Below are 21,137 nucleotides of genomic sequence, written 5' to 3' on the forward strand. Positions count from 1 at the left end.
AACTGCTGTGGGTGACCCGGCATTCATGATTCCCTCTTCATAGAGAATCCCCCACGTTCTCCGATTCCCACGTGGGCACGAGCCGGCAGGCAGACGTACATTCCTGATCCTTCACGGGCGGGCCGGCCCACCATTCCACTGCGTGCTTGCGGAGCCGACCCATGCTCACCACTTTGAAGACGGCGTACACCGATACCCGTGCATCCGATCTGGCCTGGGCGCTGGGCAGGGAACCCCTGCCGGCCCTGGCCGTGCTCGACCTCCAACACCACGACGTACAGGTCCAGTTGAGGCTGCTCGGCGCCTCCCACCAGGTCATCCTCGAAGAGGAGCGCGGGACGTGCTCCGAGACCGTCGCCTGCATGCCGGGCAGCAGCACCCCGCTGCCGCTCGGCGTGGCCAAGCGCCTGGGGGACTGGGAGTACGAGTTCGCCGCGCATGTGGAGACCCTGTCGCGCGGTTCGTTCGCCGGGCGCGCGCAGGAGTTGCTCGCGCTGGTCGCCGAGCATCCGTACGGGCTCGCCGGGACGTTCCCCGGTTCGCCGCACGCCTTCACGGCGCTGCTGGCGCAGTGCCAGCGGGACCAGGTGCGCTGGCGGACCTGGCACGCGTATCCGCAGGAGGGTCGTTTGGTGGCCACCCGGACCCGGGTGGGCGTACGCGCAGCGGTCGCGGCTGTCTAGAGGCGCCTCCCAACTGCGGTGCACGCCCGGCGGAGGGAGAGGCGGCGGGGCGCGCGCGGTGTTGCGTACGCGGGCGCGCAACGTTCGCCGTCCGCCGCGGACTTGCGCTCCGGCATCGCTCAACTGACGCGTGTAGCCCGCAGAGTGCACTCGTGTGGGTGACCAAGAGGCACGGAATCGTCACGTAGCGTTCACGCATGATCGACCCGCCAGAGTCCGCTCTCACCGGCACCCTGGAGCCGCCGGAGGCCATGGCATCGGCGCGGCTGCCCGTCCCGGCCGGGCTCGGCCGGCTGCTCGTGCTCTGCGTGGTCTTCGTCTGCGCCGCCTGCGGACTGGTCTACGAACTCGAACTCGTCGCGCTGGCCACGTACTTGGTGGGCGACTCGGTCACCCAGGCGTCGGTCGTGCTGTCCGTCATGGTCTTCGCGATGGGCGTCGGCGCGCTGCTCGCCAAGCGGCTGCGGTGCCGGGCGGCGGTCGGCTTCGGCGTGGTCGAGGCCGGTCTCGCCCTGGTCGGCGGCAGCTCCGCGATGGCGCTCTACGCCTGCTTCGCCTGGTTCGCCCAGTCCCGCTCCGTGCTGGTCGCCTTCTCCCTGGTCATCGGCGTCCTGATCGGCGCCGAGGTGCCGCTGCTGATGACCCTGATCCAGCGGGTGCGGCGCCAGGACGCCGGCGGGGCGGTCGCCGACCTGTTCGCCGCGGACTACGTCGGCGCGCTCGTCGGCGGCCTGGCCTTTCCCTTCCTGCTGCTGCCCAGCCTCGGCCAACTGACCGGCGCGCTGGTCACCGGCACCGTCAACGACGTGGCCGGCGGCGCCCTGGTGCTCTGGCTGTTCCGCCGCGACCTGACCGCCCGCGCCCGCTGGACCCTGCTCGTGGTGAACGTCCTCGTGCTGGCGCTGCTCGCCGCCGGCGTGCTGCTGGCCGCGCCCTTCGAAGGTGCCGCGCGCCGGGCGGTGTACGGCTCGGCGGCCCGGGTCGCGGTGCAGACCGGCGTCCAGGAGGTGGTGCTGACCGGCGGGACGGGAACCGGTGCGGGACGGGCGAGGAAAGGTTCCGGCCGGCCGCTGGAGCTCTATCTCGACGGCCGGCTGCGGGTCAGCGCGGACACCGAATTCCGCTACCACGAAGCGCTGGTGCACCCGGCGATGGCCGCCGGGCCGCACGCCCGGGTCCTGGTCCTCGGCGGCGGCGACGGGCTCGCCGTACGCGAGATCCTCCGCTACCGCGCGGTCCGCTCGGTGACCGTCGTCGAGCTCGACCCCGGCGTCCTCCGGCTGGCCCGTACGGACCCCGGCCTGACCCGCCTGAACGGACACTCGCTCGGCGACCCCCGGGTCCACGTCGTCACCGCCGACGCCTTCGACTGGCTGCGCGACCGGCACGCCCCCGGCCACCGCACGGCGCCGTACGACGTCATCGTCTCCGACCTCCCCGACCCCGGCATCACCGCCAGCACCAAGCTGTACTCCCAGGAGTTCTACGGTCTGGCCGCGCGGCTGCTGGCCGACCGCGGACGCCTGGTGGTGCACGCCGGACCGCCGGTCGCCCGGGCCCGGGCGTACTGGACGGTGGACGCGACGGTCCGCTCGGTGGGGCTGGCCACCGACCCGTACCGCATGCCCGGCCGTCCCGCGTCCTTCTTCGGCCCGGACCGCTCGCCCGACCCCGCCCCGCGCCCGACCGGCGAACCGCTCACCGCCGGACCGACCCTCGGCTACTGGGGCTTCGTGCTCGCCGCCCGGCAGCGCCCCCGCTTCGGTCCGGCGCCCGACGCACCCCCGCCACCGGTGACCCGCGAGGCGCTCCGGGCCGCCCGGCACGGCGACCTCCGCGACCGCATCCCCGGCCTGCCGGCCTCCACGCTGATGCGTCCGCGCTACCAGGACTGAGCACCCGGACCGAGCCGTTCCGCGACCCGCGGCAGGGTACGCGCGGCGGCCTCGATCCGCGCCGGAGTGCAGAAAGTTGTGCGTGGGCGGGCACGGTTCCGGGGGCGCTGGGTAGGCTCCGTTGTCATGGAGCATGAGGTGTACGTTCCGTTTCCCGTCCGGACCGTGCGGCAGGCGCTCACCGAACCGGAGCGGGTGGCGCGCTGTGTCCCCGGAGTCCAGCTCGACGCCGATGCCGCCCCGCACCGCCCCGAGGGCAGGCTGCGGCTGCGCGTCGGAAGCTCCACCATCACCTACCGCGGCAGTCTCACGGTCGGCGAACCGGCGGACGGCGGCCCCGGCGACGACGGCACCGCCGAACTGACCGTCGAGGCGAAGGGCACCGAATCCGTGGGCGACGGGGCGGTCGCGCTCACCCTGACCGTACGGCTGTCCCCGGCCACCGAGCCCGGCCCCGGCACCACCCTGGCCTGCGCCGGCACCGTCCACAGCGACGGCCGGCTGGCCGAGGCCACCGACCGGTCCGCCGAGGCCGCCGGGCGCCGGCTGCTGGACCGGTTCGCCGAGAACCTCGCCGACGACCTGCGGCAGCGCCCGGTGGCCGAAGGCCCCGCCCGGACCGGCGTCTTCGACGCCGAGGTGCCGCCGCCCGCCCTGGACCCGCTCAGCGACGAGGACGCCATCGAGGAGGCCGACCTGGCCGACGCGGGCGACGCCGCCGAGGAGCCCGGGTTCGCCTACGACGACGACCTGGACGAGGTCGCCCCGGCCGAGGCCGCGCACGCCCGCCGCACGATGATCGGGCGCAGCGCCGAGGAGGTCGACCACGCCCCGCCGCGCGGCCGGTACGCGCCGGTGCCCGCCCCCGAGCCCAACGCCACCTCGCTGACCCTGCGCTGGGCGGCGCCGGCCGCTGCGGTGGTGCTGGCGTCCGCCGTGGTCGTCGGCCGGGTGCTGCGCCGCCGCCGCTGACCGCGACCCCCGGCGACTTCCCCCGGCGCGGCCCGGCGCACCGCTAGGGTCGGGCCCCGTGAGTACCGACACCACCACGCAGGGCGGCGCGCCGGACGGGGTACGGCTGGCCGCCGGAGACACCGAAGTGACCGTCCGGCCGGACCACGGCTGCCGGATCGAAAGCCTCCGGGTCGGCGGTACGGAACTGCTGCGGCAGGGCGACAAGTACGGCTGTTTCCCGATGGTTCCGTGGTGCGGCCGGCTCGCGCACGGCGAGTTCCGCAACGGCGGCGAGCTGCACCGCATGCCGCTGAACGCCCCGCCGCACGCGATCCACGGCACCGGCCGCGACCTCCGCTGGCACACCGCCCGCACCGGCCCGACGGAAGCGGTCTTCACCTACGACCTCACCGACCCGGCGGCGCCTTGGCCGTACCCGGGGCGGGTCACCCAGCTCGTCCAGCTCGGCGCGGACGGCACCTCGCTGACCCTCACCATGGGCGTCGAGGCGACCGGCGACTCCTTCCCGGCCCAGGCCGGCTGGCACCCGTGGTTCCGGCGGAACCTCGGCGAGGGGGCGGACGTACACCTCGACTTCCTGCCCGAGTGGCAGGAGGAGCGGGGCCCCGACCACCTCCCGACCGGCCGCCGGATCACCCCGCGGCCCGGCCCCTGGGACGACTGCTTCGGCGTGCCGCGCGGGGTGGCCGCCACCCTCACCTGGCCGGGCCGGCTGGAACTGAAGGTCACCAGCCGCGCCGAGTGGGTGGTGGTCTACGACGAGCAGGAGGCCGCGGTCTGCGTCGAACCGCAGACCGGCCCGCCCAACGGTCTCAACACCCTGCCGCGCCTGGTCACCCCCATCGACCCGCTGGAGATCTCGATGACCTGGAGCTGGCGGAGCCTGTCCGGGGACACCGCATAAGCTCGGGACCATGAGTGACGACGTGCGCGGCGAGCTGCTGCAGCAGATCAAGGACAAGGCCGTGGTGCACGGCAAGGTGACGCTTTCCTCCGGCAAGGAGGCCGACTACTACATCGACCTGCGCCGGATCACCCTGGACGGCGAGGCCGCCCCGCTGGTGGGGCAGCTGATGCTGGACATCACCGCCGACCTGGACTACGACGCGGTAGGCGGGCTGACGCTGGGCGCCGACCCGGTGGCGACCTCGATGCTGCACGCCTCCGCCGCCCGCGGCCGGCGGCTGGACTCCTTCGTCGTCCGCAAGGCCCAGAAGGCGCACGGCATGCAGCGCCGCATCGAGGGCCCGGACATCACCGGCCGCCGGGTCCTGGTCGTCGAGGACACCTCCACCACCGGCGGCTCCCCGCTGACCGCCGTCGAGGCGGCCCGCGAGGCGGGCGCCGAGGTCGTCGCGGTGGCCACCATCGTCGACCGCGGCGCCGCGTCCGCGATCGCCGACGCCGGACTGCCCTATATCACGGGCTTCCAGCTCGCCGACCTCGGCCTTGCCTGAGGATCGCCCGGCACCCGGCGCTGACGCGGACGTACCGCGCTGACCTGGGGATTCGCGGAGGGGTGGACGGTTTCACGTGAAACCGACCACCCCTTTCGCGTGGTGGCCGGATGGGGGAGGTGGAGCAATCCACGGAGTCTGGGAAGATGTGCTCGGCAACGTCGCCGTCCCAGGTCAGGGCCAAGAACGCACACCCGCACATACAAGGAGCGGACAGATGCCCATCGCAACCCCCGAGGTCTACAACGAGATGCTGGACCGGGCGAAGGCAGGCAAGTTCGCCTACCCGGCCATCAACGTCACGTCGACGCAGACGCTGCACGCCGCACTGCGAGGGTTCGCCGAGGCCGAGAGCGACGGCATCATCCAGATCTCCACCGGTGGTGCGGAGTTCCTGGGTGGTCAGCACAACAAGGACATGGTGACCGGCGCGGTCGCGCTCGCCGAGTTCGCGCACGTCGTGGCCGACAAGTACGGCATCACCGTCGCGCTGCACACCGACCACTGCCCCAAGGACAAGCTCGACGGCTATGTCCGCCCGCTGCTCGACATCTCCGCCGAGCGCGTCGCCAAGGGCCAGAACCCGCTGTTCCAGTCGCACATGTGGGACGGCTCGGCCGAGACCCTCGCCGACAACCTGGCCATCGGCCAGGAGCTGCTCGCCAAGGCCGCCGCCGCCAAGATCATTCTTGAGGTCGAGATCACCCCGACCGGCGGCGAGGAGGACGGCGTCACCCACGAGATCAACGACGAGCTCTACACCACGGTCGACGACGCGCTGCGCACCGCCGAGGCGCTGGGCCTGGGCGAGAAGGGCCGCTACCTGCTCGCCGCCTCCTTCGGCAACGTCCACGGCGTCTACAAGCCGGGCAACGTCGTGCTCCGCCCCGAGCTCCTCAAGGACCTCCAGGAGGGCGTCGGCGCCAAGTACGGCAAGGCCGCCCCGTTCGACTTCGTCTTCCACGGCGGCTCCGGCTCCACCGAGCAGGAGATCGCCACCGCGCTGGAGAACGGCGTGGTCAAGATGAACCTCGACACGGACACGCAGTACGCGTTCTCCCGTCCGATCGCGGACCACATGTTCCGCAACTACGACGGTGTGCTGAAGGTCGACGGCGAGGTCGGCAACAAGAAGACCTACGACCCGCGCAGCTGGGGCAAGCTGGCCGAGGCCGGCATGGCCAAGCGGGTCACGGAGGCTTGCGCGAACCTTCGCTCCACCGGCACCAAGATTAAGTAGCCGTACGTTTTTGACCGTCCCGCCGTGGTGGTTTCTCGCCGTGGCGCTTTGCGGCGCCTCGCACGTAGCCGTCTGCGGCGCCGCGGGGCGTCTCGCCGTGGCGCCTGCGGCGGGCGGGTGATTGTCGGGTGCGGTGACGGACCTCCGGGGCCTTGTTCGTGGACTGCTGTCGCTTTACGTCCACGAACAAGGCCCCTCCGGTCCGTCCCCTCCCGTTGGTGGGTGGAAAACGGTGTGTGGGGGCGGGCGTCTTCGGGCGTCCGCCCCTTCGTCGTGCGAGGGGCCCGGTTGGCGGGCAGGCTCGGGCTATGGGTGATGTGGGGCTGAGGTCCTCGCAGGGGCGGTGGGTCTTGCTGACCGCCGTGCTGGGGTCCGGGATGGCGATGCTGGACAGCACCGTCGTCAATGTCGCGCTGCCGCGGATCGGGCAGGACCTGCATGCGGATCTGGCGGTGCTGCAGTGGACGGTGACCGCCTATTTGCTCACCCTCTCCGCGCTGATCCTGCTGGGCGGGGCGCTGGGGGACCGGTACGGGCGACGGCGGGTCTTCGTCATCGGGGTGGTCTGGTTCGCCACGGCCTCGCTGTTGTGCGGGCTGGCGCCGCAGGCCGGGGTGCTGATCGCGGCCCGGGCGTTGCAGGGGGTCGGCGGGGCGCTGCTCACGCCCGGTTCGCTCGCCCTGATCCAGGCGGTCTTCCGGCCGGGCGACCGGGCCCGGGCGGTCGGTGCCTGGTCGGGGCTGGGCGGGGTGGCCGCGGCGATCGGCCCGTTCGTGGGCGGCTGGCTGGTGGACGGGCCCGGCTGGCGCTGGGTGTTCTTCGTGAACGTACCGCTGGCGCTGGTGTGCGTACCGGTGGCGCTGCGGCACGTCCCCGAGACCCGGGAGCGGGACGCGGAGGCGCGCCGCGGGTTCGACGTGGCGGGCGCGGTGCTGGGCGCGCTGGCGCTGGCCGGGGTGACGTACGCGCTGATCGCCGCGCCCGGCCGGGGTGTCTCGCCCGGGGTGGTCGTCCCTGCGGTGGCGGGTGTGCTGCTCGGGGTGGCCTTCGTCCGCGTCGAGGGGCGCCGGGCGGACCCGATGCTGCCGCCCTCGATCTTCCGCATCCGCCTGTTCTCCGCGATCAACGTGGTGACGGTGTGCGTCTACGCGGCGTTCAGCGGCTTCTTCTTCCTGGCCGTCCTCCAGCTCCAGGTCGTCGTGGGCTACTCGGCCCTCCAGGCCGGTGTCGCGCTGCTGCCGACCACGGTGCTGATGCTCCTGCTGTCCGCCCGCTCCGGTGAACTCGGCCAGCGCATCGGGCCACGGATGCCGCTCACCGTCGGGCCGGTGCTGTGTGCCGCCGGGATGCTGCTGATGGTCCGGGTGGGCCCGGGTGCCTCCTATCCGGCCGATGTGCTGCCCGCGCTGGTGGTGCTGGGCATGGGAATGGTGACGCTGGTGGCGCCGCTCACCGCGACCGTGCTGGCCTCGGTGGACGTGGACCGGGCCGGTCTGGCCAGCGGCATCAACAACGCGGCGGCCCGGGCCGCGGGCCTGGTCGCGGTGGCCGCCCTGCCCCTCCTGGCGGGCATGGGCCCCGAGGCGTACCGCTCGGCCGACGAATTCGCCGCCACCTTCCGCCGCGCCATGCCCCTGTGCGCCGCCGTCCTCCTGGCCGGCGCCCTGATCGCCTGGCTGACGGTGCGGCCGGCGCCCCGCCCTCCGACCCCACCCGCCAAGGAACGCTGCCACCCCGAATGCGCCTACCACTGCGGAGTGGCCTCCCCACCTTTGGACCCCGGCGACGAATCACACCGGCCCCCACCCACCTTCCCTTCTCCCCCAACGGGAGGGGACGGGCCGGAGGGACCGGTGTTTGGGAGGTAAAGCGACAGCAGTCCCAAACACCGGCCCCTCCGGCCCGTCACCGCACCCGATACCCACCCAGCCCGCCGCAGGCGCAACGGCGACCAAGCCCCGCGGCGCCGCAGACAGCCACGCGCGGGGCGCCGCAGAGCGCGCAACGGCGAGACGCCCCGCGGCGCCGCAGACAGCCACGCGCGGGGCGCCGCAAAGCGCCACGGCGAGCAACGACCACGGCGCTGCAGCCGAGTACGTGGGTTGAGGGAGACTAAGGGCATGCCCATTCACGAAAACCTGCTGGGGGGACCGCCCCCCACTCACCTCCCCGACGACCCCGGGCCCCGCGAGGCGCTCGCGGCCGGTACCGCGCCGGCCGATGTCGCCGCGAAGTACCCGACGTCCTCCCTCGCCTGGGCGCAGCTCGCGGACGACGCGTTCGAGGGCGGCCGGGTCGTCGAGTCGTACGCGTACGCCCGCACCGGCTACCACCGCGGTCTGGACGCGCTGCGCCGGGCCGGCTGGAAGGGCCACGGCCCGGTGCCGTTCGAGCACGAGCCCAACCGCGGCTTCCTGCGGGCGCTGCACGCCCTCGCCCGGGCCGCCGGGGCGATCGGCGAGCAGGAGGAGTACGAGCGCTGCACGCAGTTCCTGAAGGACTCCTCGCCGACGGCCGCCCAGACCCTGGGCTGACCGCGCCGCGACGCCGCGCCCGCTGGCCCGCCTGGCCCTCTGACCAGGCGGGCCTTGCACATGCCGGGGACCATTGCGGAAGATGCCCGGTGGGGACCGGGGCCCCCGTGCCGGAATCGGCAGGGGCGGACCGCTACCCGGAGTACGTTTCGAGGAGACAGCGATGTCCCACGAGGTAACCGGCGGGGCTCAGGAGCCTGAGACCCCGAACCTCGACTTCGCAGGTACCACCCCGTACGAGGACTACGTCCAGGCGGACGTCCTCACCCATCTCCAGCACCCGCTCTCCGACGACCCCGGCGAGATGGTCTTCCTGGTCACCACCCAGGTCATGGAGCTGTGGTTCACCGTCATCGTCCACGAGTGGCAGACCGCCGCCGAGGCGCTGCGCCGTGACGACCTGCCGGCGGCCATCGACGCGCTGCGGCGCTCCGCGTACGAGCTGGAGGCACTGAACGCCGCGTGGAAGCCGCTGGCCAAGCTGACCCCGGCCCAGTTCAACGCCTACCGCAGTGCGCTGGGCGAGGGTTCCGGTTTCCAGTCGGCGATGTACCGGCGGCTGGAGTTCCTGCTCGGTGAGAAGTCCGCGTCGATGCTGGTGCCGCACCGCGGCGCCCCCCGCGCGCACGCCGAGCTGGAGAAGGCGCTGCACGAGCCGAGCCTGTGGGACGAGGTGCTGCGGCTGCTGGCCCGCCGCGGCCACCCGCTCCCGGCGGCCGTCACGGAGCGGGACCCGGCCCAGCGCTACGAGCCGGACCCGGCCGTGGAGGCCGCCTGGGCGGAGATCTACGCGGGGGACCAGGAGTCCGAGCTGGTCCGGCTGGGCGAGGCGCTGACCGAGGTGGCCGAGCTGGTCTGGCGATGGCGCAACGACCATCTGGTCGCGACCCGGCGGGCGATGGGGGCGAAAATGGGTACCGGTGGTTCCGCGGGCGTCGCCTGGCTGGAGAAGCGGGCCCGCAAGAACGTGTTCCCCGAGCTGTGGACGGCGCGCAGCCATGTCTGAGACCCCCGAGACCCCCACGCCTCCCGCGTCCGGGAGCGAACTCGCCATACGTGCAACGGAGTTGGACGCCGCCGATCCGCTGGCCGCGGTCCGGGAGCGGTTCGTCCTCGACGACACCGTCTATCTGGACGGCAATTCCCTCGGCGCGCTGCCCCGCACGGTGCCCGGCCGGATCGCCGACGTCATCGCCCGAGAGTGGGGCGAGCTGCGGATCCGTTCGTGGACCGAATCCGGCTGGTGGACCGCGCCCGAGCGGATCGGCGACAAGATCGCGCCGCTGATCGGGGCCGGCCCGGGCCGGGTGGTGGTCGGCGACTCGACCAGCGTGAACATCTTCAAGGCCGTGGTCGGCGGCGTCCGGATGGCCGGGAGGGGCTGTACGGAGATCCTCGTCGACGCCACGACCTTTCCGACCGACGGCTACATCGCCCGGTCGGCGGCGCGGATGACCGGGCTCGCGGTGCGGCCGGTGGAGCCGGCCCGGATCGCCGACGAGGTCACCGAACGCACCGCGGTCGCGCTGGTCAACCACGTCGACTACCGCACCGGGCGGCTCAACGACCTGCCGTCCATCACCACCGCGCTGCACTCCGCGGGCGCGCTGGCCATCTGGGACCTGTGCCACAGCGCGGGCGCGCTGCCGGTCGGCCTCGACGCCCACGGCGTGGACCTCGCGGTCGGCTGCACGTACAAGTACCTGAACGGCGGCCCGGGTTCGCCCGCGTACCTCTATGTCCGCGAGGGGCTCCAGGAGCGGTTCGAGTCGCCGCTGCCGGGCTGGAACTCGCACGCCGACCCGTTCGCGATGGACCCCGGCTACGCCCCCGGCGACGGCATCGTGCGCGGCCGGGTCGGCACCCCCGACATCCTGTCGCTGCTGGCGCTGGAGGCGGCGCTGGAGGTCTGGGACGGGGTGTCCATGGACGACGTACGGGCCAAGAGCCTGGCGCTGACCGACTTCTTCCTGGAGTGCGTGGCTGCCCAGGTGCCGCCGGGCCGGGTCCGATCGGTCACCCCGGCCGACCACCGGCAGCGCGGCAGCCAGGTGGCGCTGCAATGTACGGGTGCCGGTGAGGTGATGGACGAGCTGATCCGCCGCGGTGTGGTCGGTGACTTCCGCCACCCGGACGTGCTGCGCTTCGGCTTCACCCCGCTCTACACCTCCTTCGGGGACGCGGAGCGGGCGGCGCGGGTGCTCGGCGAGGTGCTGGGCGCGCAGCCGGACGCGGTGGCGCCCGGGACCGCCGGGTGAGCGCGGCGGACGAGGAGTCGGCGCTGCTGGGGCTCGCCCCGGTGGCGCCGGACCGCACGCTGGCCTACGGGCCGCACCCGGACCAGATCGTCGATCTCTACGGCCCGTGGGGCGCCGCCGGTCCGCCCGTGGTGCTGCTGCACGGCGGGTTCTGGCGCGCGGCCTACGACCGGTGTCATCTGTCGCCGCTGGCCTCCTTGCTGGCCGGGCAGGGGCGGCCGGTCGCGCTCGTCGAGTACCGCAGGGTCGGTGCGGGCGGCGGTGCGCCGGGGACCTTCGAGGACGTGGCGGCCGCCATCGAGGCCGTGGCGGCGCAGGCTCCCGGCGCCGGCGGCCCGGTGCTGGTCGGGCACTCGGCGGGCGGCCATCTCGCGCTGCTCGCCGCGGCCCGGCCCGGCACCCCGGTCGCCCACGTGCTGGCCGTCTCGCCGGTCGCCGACCTGGCACGCGCCCATGAGCTGGGCCTCAGCGACGGGGCGGTGGCGGAGCTGCTCGGATCGGCGCCCGGTCTGGTGGAGCGGCTGGCCGCCGCGGACCCGGTGCGCCATCCGCCGGCCGGCGTCCCGGTGACGCTCCTGCACGGCACCGACGACCCGGACGTCCCCCTGGAGCTCTCCCGCCGGTACGCCGCGGCGAACCCCGGCGGCGCCGAGCTGCGGGAGCTGCCGGGCGTCGGGCACTACGCCCCGGTGACACCGGGCACCCCGGCCTGCGCCACGCTGTGCGGGCTGCTGCCGGAGCCCGTCCCGCGGTGATCCCCGGCACCGCGCCGACCAGGTAGTACTTGAGACGGACCCCGGCAGATCCCCTTTGGTGGGGACGCCCGGCGGTCCGTCTCTGCTTACCGTTGTCTGCGTGAACGAGAAGACCCAGTCGCAGGGCACCCTGCGCTCAGAGGCCCGGATAGCTCACGGTGCGCTGCACCGGCTGCGCCAGGACCTGTTCGTGGACGCCTTCGCCTTCCGCCCGATGCCGCCGCTGGAGGACGCCAAGGTGGCCCGGTGGGTCCCCTGGCTGCCGGAGCGGCTGCGGCACTGGGCGCGCTGGCTGCCGCACCTCATCGTGGTCGGCTTCGCGGTGCTGGTCTTCCTCGGGACCTTCGCCATGAGCTACGACATCGGCCCGCTGCGGGGACTGCTGATGGCGGGCTACTGCCTGCTGGTGGCCGCCCCGCCCGCGCTGACGCTCTTCCGCCCGGTGGGGGCCTACTGGATCTCGCTGTTCGCGGTGGTCGTGGGGTGGTTCGCCACGTCGGCCTTCTCCCCGTACGGCAGTCCGTTCGGGCAGGAGGCCTTCCCCACCCACCTGGCTGTGATGACCCTGGTGGTGCTGCGCACCCGGCCGCGGCTGGCGGTGGAGATGTGGCTGGTCACCTTCGGTGTGACGGCCGTGCTGTCGGTGTTCAGCGGAAGCGGTGCGGGCGACGTGGCGCCGGTGGCGTTCTTCTCCGGCCTGGTGCTGATCGCCGCCGCCGCGGTCCGCGCCTGGCGCGAGGAGCGCCGGACGGTCGTCGAGACGCAGACCGTGACCGCCGAGGAACGGTCCCGGCGCACTCTCCTGGAGGAGCGGGCCACGATCGCCCGTGAGCTGCACGACGTGGTGGCCCACCACATGTCCGTGATCGCCATCCAGGCCGAGGCGGCCCCGTACCGGGTCGAGAACACCCCGCCCGAGCTCGCCACGTCCTTCGCCACGATCCGGGAGAACGCCGTCGCCGCACTGACCGAACTGCGCCGCATCCTGGGCGTGGTCCGCTCCGAGGACCCGGACGCGTTCAGGGAGGTCGACCCGGAGGCCCCGCAGCCGACGCTGGCCAGCCTCGAATCGCTGCTGGACAGCGTCCGCGGCGCCGGGCTGACCGTCGAGGCGGTGATCACCGGTGCGCCGCGTCCGCTGCCGCAGGGTGTGGAGCTCTCCGCCTACCGGATCGTGCAGGAGGCGCTGAGCAACACGCTGCGCCATGCGCCGGGCGCCGACGCCCGGGTGGAGATCTCCTACGTGCTCGGCGGGCTTGGCCTGCGGATCATCAACGGCGCCCCGAGCCGACTGGCCAAGCCCTCCCCGGGCGCGGGCCACGGCGTGCTGGGCATGCGCGAGCGGGTACAGATGCTGGGTGGTGAGATGACCGCCGACCACACCGAGGACGGCGGCTTCGAGGTCGCGGCGTTCATTCCGGTCGCCGCCTCCGAGGCCACCGCGAAGGGGGGTGCCGCATGATCCGGGTGCTGATCGTCGACGACCAGGTGATGGTCCGCGAGGGGTTCTCCGTTCTGCTCAACGCCATGCCGGACATCGAGGTCGTCGGGGAGGCCGTGGACGGACGCCAGGCGGTGCGGAAGGTCGCGGAGCTCAAGCCCGACGTCGTTCTGATGGACATCCGCATGCCGGAGATGAACGGTCTGGACGCGACCCGCGAGATCGTCGCCGCCGACGCGGACGCCAAGGTCCTGGTCCTGACGACCTTCGATCTGGACGAGTACGTGTACCAGGCGCTGCGCGCCGGGGCCAGCGGCTTCCTGCTGAAGGACGCCTCGGCCGGCCAGCTCGCCGAGGGCGTGCGGATCGTCGCCTCCGGCGAGGCCCTGCTGGCCCCGACCGTCACCAAGCGGCTGATCTCGGAGTTCTCCCGACTGGGGACGCCCCGCGCCCCCGCCCAGGAGCGCATCGCCGATCTGACGGAACGCGAGACCGAGGTGCTGGTGCTGGTCGCCCAGGGCCTGTCGAACGGGGAGATCGCGGCCCATCTCGTCGTCGCCGAATCGACGGTGAAGACGCACGTCAGCCGCATCCTGGTGAAGCTCGGCCTGCGCGACCGCACGCAGGCGGCGGTCTTCGCGTACGAGGCCCGGTTGGTGACACCCGGCGCCTGATTTCCGCCCTGGTCCACAGCCTGTGGACGCGAGTACGCCGCCGGAGTCCGCTACAGCTCCGGCGGCGTACGTCTGTGGGGTGGTGGTTTCACGTGAAACGGCGGCGTCCGGCTGGGGGTGCAGGTTTCACGTGAAACGGCCGCGTACATCGGCGAGTTGGGTGTACGTCGGGGAGTTGCAGTTTCACGTGAAACCGCCGGGCCAGATCAGTCGATGTCGCGTCGACGGAACCCGGCCAGGCCGGCGGCGAGGAAGACGGCGGAGAGCACCAGCAGCCAGACGAACGGGGCGGCGGTGGCCTCCGTGCCCGGAAGCTTGGGCAGGTGGCCGTAGGGCGAGAGGTCCATGGCCCACTGGGGGAGGTTCAGCGAGGGTCCGATCCAGCCGAGCGCCAGGCAGCCACCGACCACCGCCCACACGGCCGTGGTGGCCCGGGGCAGCAGCCCGAAGGCCAGCACCGCCAGGCCGGTGAGCGTCCAGACCGCCGGCACCTGGGCGAGCGCGGCGCCCAGCACCGGCCCCACCCGGCCGGTGTCGCCGACCGAGATGCCGTACGAGACGCCGAGCGCCAAGCCGCCGAAGCCGAGGACGACGACCGTGCCGACGTAGGCGACGGTCAGATGGCCGGCGGCCCAGCGGAGCCGGCCCACCGCGCCGGCCAGCACCGGTTCGGCCCGGTCGGCGGTCTCCTCGCCGCGCAGCCGGAGCACCGCACCGGCCGCGTAGATCGCGGCGACCATGCCGAGCATGCCGACCATCGTGGCCAGGAAGGCGTCGGTCAGCCGCGCCTGCCCGCCCATCCGCTCGAAGATCTCGCGGGTCCGCTGGTTGCCGCCGACCAGGTCGGACGCGCCCTTCGCGATCCCGCCGAAGACCGCACCGGCGCACACATAGCCGAACGTCCAGCCGCCGAGCGTCGTCCGCTGCAGCCGCCAGGCCAGGCCGAACGGGCCGGCCAGCGAGCGCGGGGCCCGGGCCGGACCGGGCCGGGCGGGCAGGAAGCTCATGCCGAGGTCGCGGCGGGCGGTCAGCGCGTAGGCGGCGGCGACGGTGAGCGCGGTGCCCGCCAGGAAGAGCAGCAGCACCCACCAGCGCTCGTCGGCGTACGCCCGCAGGTTCTCCGCCCAGCCGAGCGGCGAGACCCAGGTGAGCGGGGAGCCGGCGGTGGCGTCGGCGGCATCGCCCGCGCCGCGCAGCGCGAAGGCGAGGCCGAGCACCGCGCCGGTCAGCCCCTTCGCCATCCGGGCGCTCTCGGTGAGCTGCGCGGCGACGGCGGCCAGCCCGGCGAACAGCATGCCGGTGCCGCCGATGGCGAGCCCGAGGGCCAGCGAACCGGCGGCCGGCCGTCCGGACCGGGCGAGCCCCGCCGCGATCAGCACGACGAGCACGGCGTTGGCGAGCAGCGCGGCCAGCAGGGCCGCGGTCAGCGGCGCCCGGCGGCCCACCATCGCGGCGGACAGCAGCTCCTGACGGCCCGTTTCCTCCTCCTCGCGGGTGTGCCGGACGACGATCAGCAGGCTCATCACCGCGGCCAGCACCGCCCCGAACCCGGCCATCCGCCAGGCGATCAGGCCGCCGAGGGAGTCGCTGAAGACGGGGCCGTACAGCGCGCGCATCGAGCCGTTGGCGGTCATCGAGCCGGCCAGTTCGGCGCGCTCGGCGGCGGTGCCGTAGAGCGCTTGAAAGGACGAGCCCAGGCTCGCCACGACCAGGCCGAGGCCGAGCACCCAGGCCGGGATCAGCACCCGGTCGCGGCGCAGCGCGAGCCGCAACAGGGCACCGGTACCGGCCAGTTGGCGGGAGCGGGCGGTGCCGGTGGGCACCGCGGCGGCCACGGCGGTCATCGGACGACCGCCGTCTCGTCGCGGTCGGCCCCGCCGCGCACGTCGTCCTGGTAGTGCCGCAGGAACAGCTCTTCCAGGGTGGGCGGGGTGCTGGTCAGGCTGCGCACCCCGGAGGTGCCCAGCGACCGCAGCACGGCGTCGAGCTTGTCGGTGTCGACCTGCAGCCTGACCCGGCGCCCCTGGACGTCCAGGTCGTGGACACCGGGGAGCGCGGCCAAACCTCCCCCAGCTACCGCTGGGGGGACCCCCAGAGGGCCCGCCAGTTCGGCGACGATCGACGTACGGGTCAGGTGCCGCAGCTCGCCGAGCGAGCCGGACTCGACCGTCCGCCCCTTGCGGATGATGCTGACCCGGTCGCAGAGCGCTTCGACCTCGGACAGTACGTGGCTGGAGAGCAGCACCGTACGGCCGCGGTCGCGCTCCTCGATGACGCAGGCCTGGAAGACCTCCTCCATCAACGGGTCGAGCCCGGAGGTCGGTTCGTCGAGGATCAGCAGGTCGACGTCGGAGGCGAAGGCGGCGACCAGGGCGACCTTCTGCCGGTTGCCCTTGGAGTACGCGCGCCCCTTCTTGGTCGGGTCGAGCTCGAACCGTTCCAGCAACTCGTCCCGCCGCGCCCGGTCCATCCCGCCGCGCAGCCGCCCGTAGAGATCGATGACCTCGCCGCCGGAGAGGTTGCGCCACAGGGTGACATCGCCGGGGACATAGGCGATGCGGCGGTGCAGGGCGACGGCGTCATGCCAGGGGTCGCGGTCCAGGAGCCGGGCGGTGCCGCGGTCGGCGCGCAGCAGGCCGAGCAGTACGCGGATGGTGGTGGACTTCCCGGCGCCGTTGGGCCCGAGGAAGCCGTGTACCTCGCCGGCCTCGACGGTGAGGTCGAGACCGTCCAGCGCGCGGGTCCGTCCGAAGGACTTGTGGAGACCGTCCACCCGGATCGCGGGAGCGGGAGCGATTGGCTTGGTCATACTTCGGAAGCTACGCTAGTTTCACAAATTTGTGAAGTTAAGAAACCGTATAAAGTTGGGCGGGGTGGCGCTGATCAGGGGAGAGGATCGGGACATGAGCAATGCGGAACCTGCGGCCGGTACGGACGGCGGCGACGGGCGGCGGACCGCCGACCCGCGCGCCCAGGAGGCGATCTCCCAGTTCGTCGAACGGTTCGCGGCCCAGATGGTGGACGCCGGGATGGCCCGCATGCCGGCCCGCGTCTTCGCCTGCCTGCTCGCCTCCGACTCCGGCGTGCTGACCTCCGCCGAGCTGGGCGAACGGCTCCAGATCAGCCCCGCCGCGGTGTCCGGCGCGGTGCGCTACCTCTCCCAGGTCGACATGATCAGCCGCGAGCGCGAGCCGGGCTCCCGCCGCGACCGCTACCGCGTGCACAGTGATCAGTGGTACGAGGCGCTGACCCGCCGGGAGAACGTCATCGCCCGCTGGGAGGGCACCCTGCGCGAGGGCGTGGAGAGCCTCGGCCCCGACTCCCCGGCCGGCCGCCGGCTCAACGAGACCCTGGTCTTCTTCGCGTTCCTGCAGAAGGAGCTGCCCGCCCTGCTGGACCGCTGGCGCGACCACCGCGACCAGCTGCGCGCCGGTTACCACGACGCCGACGGCTGAGCGGGGCGGCCAACGGCTCACCGCTCACCGCGGTGTGGAGAGCCTCACCCGCTCCCAGCTACCCCCGCCGCGGCAGCTGCAGCCGCCAGGCCCCCGGCTGCACCGTCCACGTACGGGTCCGCACCGGCCCGCCGACCACCGCGTCCGCCCGGTAGTGGAAGTCCGCGCCGGACACCGTCACGGCCCGCGCCCGGGCCCGTACCGGATGCCCGCCGCCCGGCCAGTGCACCACCACCTCGGCCAGCTCCCCGCCGCCGTCCCGGCCGTCCCCCTGACCGTCGCCGGCGCCCGCGCCGCGACCGGTCCCGGCCCCCGGCCACCCCGCCCCGGCCTGCCCGCCCGGCACCACCGACACCCCGCGCACCGGCCGGTCCAGGTCCGCCAGCAGCACCCCGTCCGCCTCGATCCGCAGCCGCTGCTGCGGCACCCGCACGCGCCGCCCGCCCGCCGCCCCGGCCTCCGTACGGGACGCCCCCCAGAACCCGGCCGCCGGTGCCAGCAGCGCCAGCGCCGTCCGCGCGGTCCGGGCGGCCGGCCCCCACCACGGCCGGTGCCCGTCGGCGCCCGGCACCGCGGCCGACACCCCGTCCGACCCGGCGGGCCCCGGACCCACCGCGCCCACCGCACCCTCCGTGTGCTCCCCGGCATCCACCGGACCGGCCGCACCCGGCACGAACACCCGGTGTCCCGGGCCGGCCGCCGCCCGCCGTCCGCCGTTCCGTCCGCCGTCCCGCCCGCACGGGATCCGCAGCCCGCCCAGCACGATCCCGCCGCTGTCGTCCGTGAGCAGGTCCATCGCCCGCTCCGCGCCGTCCAGCACCGTCCGCGCCGCGGCGACGGTGTCCTGCGGAACGCCCAGCGAGCGGCTCAGCGCCACCGCCGCCGGCGCCCCCACCGGGACCATCGACACCGGCACCCCGGCCAGCTCCCGCTCCTTGTGCAGCAGTCCCACGACCCGCAGCAGCGCCCGGTCGTCGCCGATCACCACCGGCCGCCGCTGACCCCGCCGGGCCAGCGCCCGCGCGAACTCCTCCGGCCCCTCCGGCAGGCAGATCTTCGCCCCCGAACCCCCCGCGCCCGCACACAGCACATCCCGCGCGATCCGGACAGACTCCCCGTCCGTACTGCGCGCGACCGGATCGATGACCACGAGCAGGGGGTACCCCCGAACGGAGTCCACGGGAGAGTGCCCAGAAGGCTGCGCCGACACCTCGGTCCTTCCTCAGGTAGCATCTCGGTGCAAGAGCCCCTTGCGCTATTGCGCCAGGGGCTTCGTCTATTCCGGGGCACCGGTTCGACGGCTGCAGCGATGACGGACGCGTGAACACGCAACGCCACGCCATCCACGCACGTTGGACATGCCCCGCCCGGAAGGGGTGTACGCCTGTGCCCGCACTTGTGCTGCTCGGTGCTCAGTGGGGTGATGAGGGCAAGGGGAAGGCCACCGACCTGCTCGGTGGATCCGTCGATTACGTGGTGCGCTACCAGGGCGGCAACAACGCCGGCCACACGGTCGTCGTGGGCGACCAGAAGTACGCGCTGCATCTCCTCCCCTCCGGAATCCTCTCGCCGGGGTGCACCCCGGTCATCGGCAACGGTGTCGTCGTCGACCCGGCGGTCCTGCTCTCCGAGCTGAGCGGACTCAACGAGCGCGGCGTCGACACGTCCAAGCTGCTGCTCAGCGGTAACGCGCACCTGATCACGCCGTACAACATCACCGTCGACAAGGTGACGGAACGGTTCCTCGGCAAGCGGAAGATCGGCACCACCGGCCGCGGCATCGGCCCGACCTACGCCGACAAGATCAACCGCGTCGGCATCCGCGTCCAGGACCTCTACGACGAGTCGATCCTGACGCAGAAGGTCGAGGCGGCGCTCGACGTCAAGAACCAGCTGCTGACCAAGCTCTACAACCGCCGCGCCATCGAGGCCGGCCAGGTCGTCGAGGAGCTGCTCGGCTACGCCGACCAGATCAAGGGCTACGTCGCCGACACCACCCTGATCCTCAACAACGCCCTCGACGAGGACAAGGTCGTCCTCTTCGAAGGCGGCCAGGGCACGCTGCTGGACATCGACCACGGCACCTACCCCTTCGTGACGTCCTCGAACCCGACCGCCGGCGGCGCCTGCACGGGCACCGGCGTCGGCCCGACGAAGATCAGCCGGGTCATCGGCATCCTCAAGGCGTACACCACCCGCGTCGGCGCCGGCCCGTTCCCCACCGAGCTCTTCGACGAGGACGGCGAGGCCCTGCGCCGCATCGGCGGCGAGCGGGGCGTCACCACCGGCCGCGACCGCCGCTGCGGCTGGTTCGACGCGGTCATCGCCCGCTACGCGACCCGCGTGAACGGCCTGACCGACTTCTTCCTCACCAAGCTCGACGTCCTCACCGGCTGGGAGCAGATCCCGGTCTGTGTGGCGTACGAGATCGACGGCAAGCGCGTCGAGGAACTGCCCTACTCGCAGTCCGACTTCCACCACGCGAAGCCGATCTACGAGACCCTGCCGGGCTGGTCCGAGGACATCACCAAGGCGAAGTCCTTCTCCGACCTGCCGAAGAACGCGCAGAACTACGTCAAGGCACTGGAGGAAATGTCCGGCGCCCCGATCTCCGCCATCGGCGTCGGCCCCGGCCGCGACGAGACGATCGAGATCAACTCTTTCCTGTCGTAGGCATCGCTTGAGCCAAGGGCCCGCGCACCGTCCGCAGAGGACGGGGGCGGGCCCTTGGCGTTCGTGGTCGAGATCCGGCCTTAGTGGATGTCGGATTCCGTGTGGCGGAACTCGGCGCGGTTGTGGAACGTAGAACGAGCACGCGCACCGCCCGTTCGCCCGCACGCACGATCGCCCGTTCCGACCGCCCGCGAAGGAGACCGTGTGATTCCCGCGTTACGAGCCCTCGCCCGCGCCGCCATGGCCGCGCGTCCGGTACCGCTCGCCGACGTCCAGGCGCGGGCCGAGCTCCGCAGCCGCTTCGGGCACAGTTACCTCGTCCCGGTCGAGGTCTTCGCCGCCTTCGCCGCCGAGCTGACCGACCGGCGCCGGCCCGGTGGTCCGTTCGCCGTGCTGTGCATCAACGGGCGGCGCTGGTTCCGCTGTCGCTCGGTCCACTACGACACCCCTGACCTGCGCTTCTTTCACGACCACCGGGAGGGCGGCCGGTCCGGCTACCTGATCCGCGAGCGGCGTTACGAGGACACCGGGGTGCGGCAGTTCGAGATCAAGCTCAAGGGACGGCGCGGCGAGACGGTCAAGCACCGGCAGCCACTGCTGCCCGGTGACCCGGTCCTCGGCGCCGCCCCGCGCGGTTTCCTGGCCGCCGTACTGGAGCGTTCGTACGGCATCGCCGCCCCCACGGACCTGGGCCACTTGCTGGAGACCGCCTACACCCGCACCACCTTCGTCGCGGACGGCCAGCGCATCACCTGCGACGCGGCGCTGCTCTGCCAGGACCTGACGACCGGCCGCACGGTACGGGCCGACGGCGGGCTGGTCCTCGTCGAGACCCGGACCACCGGCCGGCCGACCGCGGCCGACCGGCTGCTGCACGGCCACGGCGTCCGGGCCGCCGACTTCACCAAGTACTGCGGCCGGGCTTTCGGCGCTCCGCCCGGAGCTGACCGCCGCGCACTGGCAGCGCGCGGTGCGGACGGCCTTCCCGGCCGCGGGCGGGCGCGCGGTCCCGTAGCTTCCTCCAGGCCGTAGACAGTGTGTCCGTGGGCGTGGTGAGCGCCATACAGACTGTCGGTACAGGGCGCGAACCGTGATCC

19 protein-coding genes are annotated in these 21,137 nt (G+C 73.2%); 16 read left to right on the plus strand and 3 right to left on the minus strand.

Annotated elements, in window-relative coordinates; all coding sequences use genetic code 11:
• Positions 1–161 precede the first annotated feature (161 nt).
• The 13 genes from AB0E02_RS29805 to AB0E02_RS29865 all read left to right on the plus strand — a co-directional run bounded on the left by AB0E02_RS29805 (position 162) and on the right by AB0E02_RS29865 (position 13,912).
• Positions 162–683 (plus strand): DUF2617 family protein, encoded by a 522-nt coding sequence (locus AB0E02_RS29805; protein WP_030414451.1) that lies wholly within the window; start codon positions 162–164, stop codon positions 681–683.
• Between the two features lie 197 nt (positions 684–880).
• Positions 881–2,578 carry a polyamine aminopropyltransferase gene (locus tag AB0E02_RS29810; protein WP_362144757.1) on the plus strand — a complete coding sequence of 566 codons (1,698 nt, stop codon included), beginning with the start codon at positions 881–883 and terminating at the stop codon, positions 2,576–2,578.
• Between the two features lie 126 nt (positions 2,579–2,704).
• Complete coding sequence (locus AB0E02_RS29815; RefSeq protein ID WP_362144760.1) at positions 2,705–3,550, plus strand: SRPBCC domain-containing protein; 846 nt, start codon at positions 2,705–2,707, stop codon at positions 3,548–3,550.
• A gap of 58 nt (positions 3,551–3,608) precedes the next feature.
• The gene (locus AB0E02_RS29820) at positions 3,609–4,457 is read left to right on the plus strand and encodes an aldose 1-epimerase (RefSeq protein ID WP_362144763.1); all 849 of its coding nucleotides are present in this window, start codon (positions 3,609–3,611) and stop codon (positions 4,455–4,457) included.
• 10 nt (positions 4,458–4,467) lie between these two features.
• Positions 4,468–5,010, plus strand: a complete 543-nt coding sequence (pyrE, locus tag AB0E02_RS29825; protein ID WP_030414455.1) for an orotate phosphoribosyltransferase — start codon at positions 4,468–4,470, stop codon at positions 5,008–5,010.
• 217 nt (positions 5,011–5,227) lie between these two features.
• On the plus strand, positions 5,228–6,250 hold the full coding sequence (gene fbaA, locus AB0E02_RS29830; protein WP_362144766.1) for a class II fructose-bisphosphate aldolase: 1,023 nt from the start codon (positions 5,228–5,230) through the stop codon (positions 6,248–6,250).
• Between the two features lie 308 nt (positions 6,251–6,558).
• Positions 6,559–8,118, plus strand: a complete 1,560-nt coding sequence (locus tag AB0E02_RS29835) for an MFS transporter (protein ID WP_362144768.1) — start codon at positions 6,559–6,561, stop codon at positions 8,116–8,118.
• A gap of 252 nt (positions 8,119–8,370) precedes the next feature.
• Positions 8,371–8,784: a DUF3151 domain-containing protein gene (locus tag AB0E02_RS29840; protein ID WP_362144772.1), complete on the plus strand. Its 414-nt coding sequence runs from the start codon at positions 8,371–8,373 to the stop codon at positions 8,782–8,784.
• Between the two features lie 163 nt (positions 8,785–8,947).
• Entirely contained in the window at positions 8,948–9,790 is an 843-nt protein-coding gene (locus AB0E02_RS29845) for a tryptophan 2,3-dioxygenase family protein (protein WP_362144774.1), read from the plus strand.
• On the plus strand, positions 9,783–11,042 hold the full coding sequence (gene kynU / locus AB0E02_RS29850; RefSeq protein ID WP_362144776.1) for a kynureninase: 1,260 nt from the start codon (positions 9,783–9,785) through the stop codon (positions 11,040–11,042). The genes AB0E02_RS29845 and kynU overlap by 8 nt, the downstream gene beginning before the upstream one ends.
• Positions 11,039–11,797: an alpha/beta hydrolase gene (locus tag AB0E02_RS29855; RefSeq protein ID WP_362144779.1), complete on the plus strand. Its 759-nt coding sequence runs from the start codon at positions 11,039–11,041 to the stop codon at positions 11,795–11,797. The genes kynU and AB0E02_RS29855 overlap by 4 nt, the downstream gene beginning before the upstream one ends.
• A 100-nt stretch (positions 11,798–11,897) precedes the next feature.
• Positions 11,898–13,259: a histidine kinase gene (locus AB0E02_RS29860; RefSeq protein ID WP_362144781.1), complete on the plus strand. Its 1,362-nt coding sequence runs from the start codon at positions 11,898–11,900 to the stop codon at positions 13,257–13,259.
• Positions 13,256–13,912 (plus strand): response regulator transcription factor, encoded by a 657-nt coding sequence (locus tag AB0E02_RS29865; RefSeq protein ID WP_030414463.1) that lies wholly within the window; start codon positions 13,256–13,258, stop codon positions 13,910–13,912. Before AB0E02_RS29860 ends, AB0E02_RS29865 begins: the two co-directional genes overlap by 4 nt.
• Before the next feature lie 206 nt (positions 13,913–14,118).
• Here the strand turns inward: AB0E02_RS29865 and AB0E02_RS29870 are convergent, their stop codons facing one another.
• Positions 14,119–15,756: an ABC transporter permease gene (locus AB0E02_RS29870; RefSeq protein WP_362144785.1), complete on the minus strand. Its 1,638-nt coding sequence runs from the start codon at positions 15,754–15,756 to the stop codon at positions 14,119–14,121.
• Complete coding sequence (locus tag AB0E02_RS29875) at positions 15,753–16,721, minus strand: ABC transporter ATP-binding protein (protein ID WP_362144788.1); 969 nt, start codon at positions 16,719–16,721, stop codon at positions 15,753–15,755. The genes AB0E02_RS29870 and AB0E02_RS29875 overlap by 4 nt, the downstream gene beginning before the upstream one ends.
• 94 nt (positions 16,722–16,815) lie before the next feature.
• Here AB0E02_RS29875 and AB0E02_RS29880 point away from each other — a divergent pair, with 94 nt between their 5' ends.
• The gene (locus AB0E02_RS29880; RefSeq protein WP_362144791.1) at positions 16,816–17,367 is read left to right on the plus strand and encodes a MarR family transcriptional regulator; all 552 of its coding nucleotides are present in this window, start codon (positions 16,816–16,818) and stop codon (positions 17,365–17,367) included.
• A gap of 58 nt (positions 17,368–17,425) precedes the next feature.
• Here the strand turns inward: AB0E02_RS29880 and AB0E02_RS29885 are convergent, their stop codons facing one another.
• Positions 17,426–18,517, minus strand: coding sequence for a hypothetical protein (locus tag AB0E02_RS29885; RefSeq protein ID WP_362144794.1), 1,092 nt, complete (start codon positions 18,515–18,517; stop codon positions 17,426–17,428).
• 236 nt (positions 18,518–18,753) lie between these two features.
• On the opposite strand from AB0E02_RS29885, the gene AB0E02_RS29890 reads away from it, so the two are divergent.
• Both AB0E02_RS29890 and AB0E02_RS29895 read left to right on the plus strand, forming a co-directional pair.
• Positions 18,754–20,040, plus strand: a complete 1,287-nt coding sequence (locus tag AB0E02_RS29890; RefSeq protein WP_362144797.1) for an adenylosuccinate synthase — start codon at positions 18,754–18,756, stop codon at positions 20,038–20,040.
• Between the two features lie 204 nt (positions 20,041–20,244).
• Positions 20,245–21,072 carry a VTC domain-containing protein gene (locus AB0E02_RS29895; RefSeq protein ID WP_362144800.1) on the plus strand — a complete coding sequence of 276 codons (828 nt, stop codon included), beginning with the start codon at positions 20,245–20,247 and terminating at the stop codon, positions 21,070–21,072.
• The last annotated feature ends 65 nt before the right edge of the window (positions 21,073–21,137 follow it).

Origin of the sequence: Streptomyces sp. NPDC048196, assembly GCF_040652715.1 — a bacterium.
Taxonomy (GTDB): Bacteria; Actinomycetota; Actinomycetes; order Streptomycetales; family Streptomycetaceae; genus Streptomyces; species Streptomyces siderophoricus.